The sequence below is a fragment of the Actinotalea sp. JY-7885 genome, from assembly GCF_014525465.1.
Taxonomy (GTDB): Bacteria; Actinomycetota; Actinomycetes; order Actinomycetales; family Cellulomonadaceae; genus Actinotalea.
Map to the genome: position 1 here is coordinate 1 of NZ_JACEXH010000258.1, position 3,199 is coordinate 3,199.

The window sequence follows — 3,199 nt, forward strand, 5'->3', positions numbered from 1 at the left end:
GGCGGCGTCGTCGGCCACGGCTCAGCCGTTCGCGCGCGACGCGTTCGCCGCACCGCGGCCGGCGACCGCCTCGGCGTCGTCGCCCGACCCGTCGCGCCCGTCCGCGTCGTCGCTGTCGGCGTCACTGGTGGCGTCACTGGTGGCGTCGTCACCGTCGGCGGCGTCGGCACCACCCGGCGCGTCGTCCGCCGGCGCGGCCGCCGCGGCCTCCGCGTCGAGCGTCGCCTCGAGCGAGGCGTCCAGGACCTCCTCGTCCATCAGCTCGGCCTCGACGACCTCGGCCTCGACCAGCTCGGCGGCGCTGGGCTCCGCGTCGAGCTCGCCGGCGGCCACGGCCACGCCCTGCGCCGCGAACCGGGCCTCGACGTCGTCGGCCTGCTCGAGCAGGACGCGCGAGGGGGCGCGGTCGTGGCCCAGCAGGTTGCGCAGCTCGTCCAGGTAGGAGGTGATCGACTCGCGCTGGCGGTGGAGGTCCTCGACCTGGCGGGCGGCGGACGTGCGCTCGCGCTCGGCCTCGGTCATCGCCTCCGACAGCGTGCGCTCGGCGTGCTCGCGGGCGTCGGCGACGACCCGGTCCGCGTTGCGGCGGGCGTTGGCCAGCAGGTCCTTGGCGTGCGCGTCCGCGTCGCGGCGGATCTTCTCGGCCTGCTCGAGCGCGTGCGCGACCCGCTGCTCCGCCTCGGCCGCGTGGGCCTCGGAGTCGCGGACGAGCGTCTCGGTGGCCTCACGGGCGGCCTCGTGGCGCTCGGCGTCGGCGCGCTCGGCCGCCTCGCGGCGCGTCGCGATGTCGACCTCCGCGTCGGCCAGCAGACGCCGGACCTGCTCGCGGATGGCGTCGGCGTCGGCGGTCGCGGTGGTGGTGAGCTCGGCGGCGGTCCGGCGGGCCTCGGTGAGCAGCCGGTCGACCTCGAGGCGGGTGCGCTCGCGCAGCTCGGTCGCCTCCCGCTCCGTCGCGGCGCGCAGCTCGGTGGTCTCGCGCTCGGTGGTCTCGCGCAGCTCGGTCGTCTCCCGCTCCGCCGTCGCGCGCAGCTGGGTGACCAGCCGCTCGGTGGTCTCGCGCAGCTCGGTGGTCTCGCGCTCGGCCTCGGCGCGCAGCTCGGTCGCGTAGAGCTCGGCCTCCGCGCGCACGGCCGCGACCTCCTCGGCCGCGGCGTTGCGGCGAGCCGTGAGCTCGTCGGCGACGGCCGAGCGCTGCTCCGCGACCTCGCGGTCCGCGGTGGCCCGGACGAAGGCCGCGTACTGGTCGGCCTCGGTGCGCAGCGCGGTGGCCTCGGTCTCGGCACGCTGCAGCACCCCGCGAGCCTCGCGGTCGGTGACGGCGTGCACGTTGTCGGCGTACGCCTGGGCGTCCGCGCGCAGGGCGGCGACGGCGGCCTGCGTGGTGGCCTGGAGCTCGGCCGTCTCCGTCTGGACCTGCGTCCGCAGCGCGGCCGCGTACTGCTCGGCGTCCGCGCGCAGGGCGGCGGTCTCGGCCTCGGTGCGCTGACGCAGCTCCGTCGTGTCGGCGTCGGCGGACGCCCGCAGGTCCTGCGCGTAGCGCTCGGCCTCCTCGCGCTCCCGCGTCGTGTCGGCCTGCGTCGTCGCGCGCAGCTCGGCGGCGGCCTGCTCGGTCGAGACCCGCAGCTCGGTCGTCTCGCGCTCGGCCGTCGCGCGCAGCGTCCCGAGCTCGCGCTCGAGCCCGGTGCGGCGCTCGTTCTCCTCGGTCCGCACGGCGCTGGAGATGCGGGCCGCCTCGCGCTCGGCGGAGCCGACGAGCTCCTCGGCGCGGCGCTGGGCCGCCGCCAGCGTGCTCTGCGCCTCGGCGCTCGCGGTCGTCCGCTCCTCCTCGGCCTCGCGCCGGGCGGTCGCCAGCATCTCGGCGACCTCGTTCTCGGCGCGGGCGCGCAGCTGCCCCGCGGCCAGCTTGGCGCGCGCGAGCGCGTCGGACGCCTCCGCGTTCGCCTGGGCCATGACGTCGGAGGACTGCTCCTCGGCCGAGCGCAGCAGCTGCTCGATCCGCGAGCCGAGACCCGAGTAGGTCGGCCGCTCCGCCTCGCGCAGCTGACGGTGCGCCTCGGACAGCTCGCCGGCGACCTGCATGGCGCGCGAGTCGAGCTGCTCGACCTGCGCCCGCGCCTCGCTGAGCTGCTGCTCGAGCGCCTGCAGGCGCTGCTCGACCTGGACCCGGTCGTAGCCGCGCATGACGACGGGGAAGAGCGAACGCTCGTCGGGCACTGGGACCTCCTGTGCGCACCCGGCGGGTGCGCGTTCTCGTGTGCGACCTCTCACGCGCGACCGTTGCCGGCGCGACGTCCCGGGCGACGCCCGGTGCCCGCTGCCGCGGCTCGGCCGGACGTCGGGGCGTCGGCCGGGCGCCCGTGCGGTGGGCACGGCCAGCGTATCGGTGACACCGTGGGGCACCTAGCCCCGCGGCTCCGTCCCGCCCGGCGCCCCCCGGCGAGGAGGCAGCGGCCGCCTCGCCTATTGTGGATTTGTCACGTCTGAAGGGACGGCCCGTGCTCCAACGTGCTCTCGCGTCGCTGCTCTGCCTGCTCGGGGCGGCGTCGATCGGCCTGGGGATCGCCTCGGCCACCGTCTGGCGACCCTCCGACACCCTCACGGCCACCGCCTCCGCACCCGAGGGGACGACGCTGCTCGTCACCGACCCCGGTGTGCTCGACCTGGCGGCCGACGACGTGAGCGTGCGCGCGTCGGCCAGCGGCGACACACCCGTCGTCCTCGCCGTGGGGCGCAGCGCCGACGTCGACGCCTGGGTGGGGCAGGACGCGTACGTCCGCGTCACCGGCCTCGCGGACCGCGAGACCCTGCGCACGCAGGAGGTCGAGGCCACGACGCCGACGCCGACCCCGGCGCCAGACCCGGCGGAGCCGGTGGACCCCGCCGCACCGGCGGACGCCCCGGCCGAGACGACGCCCGCGCCCGACCCCACGGGCTCGGACCTGTGGCTCTGGGAGGCCGGCGGCACGGGCGAGGCCACGCTCGAGTGGGCAGCGCAGGAGGGCCGCTGGAGCCTCCTGGTGGCGACCACGGGGGAGGACCCCGCACCGCCGACCCTCACGCTGACCTGGCCCCAGGTCGTCACGACCCGCTGGCTCGTGCCGGGCGTCGTCGCGGGTGCCGTGCTGCTGCTCGCGGGGCTCGCGTGGTGGGGCCTCCTGCTGGTGCGCGCCCGCCGCGGCGCCGCGCCCGCCGGGGCGAG

1 protein-coding gene and 1 pseudogene are annotated in these 3,199 nt (G+C 77.6%); one reads left to right on the plus strand and one right to left on the minus strand.

What is annotated here, in order from left to right; genetic code table 11:
• Nucleotides 1-21: 21 nt before the first annotated feature.
• The gene (locus IDM29_RS15860) at nt 22-2,214 is read right to left on the minus strand and encodes a hypothetical protein (protein ID WP_188037774.1); all 2,193 of its coding nucleotides are present in this window, start codon (nt 2,212-2,214) and stop codon (nt 22-24) included.
• A gap of 281 nt (nt 2,215-2,495) precedes the next feature.
• Between IDM29_RS15860 and IDM29_RS15865 the strand changes: the two are divergent.
• A pseudogene (locus IDM29_RS15865) lies at nt 2,496-3,199 on the plus strand (hypothetical protein); the annotation flags it as partial.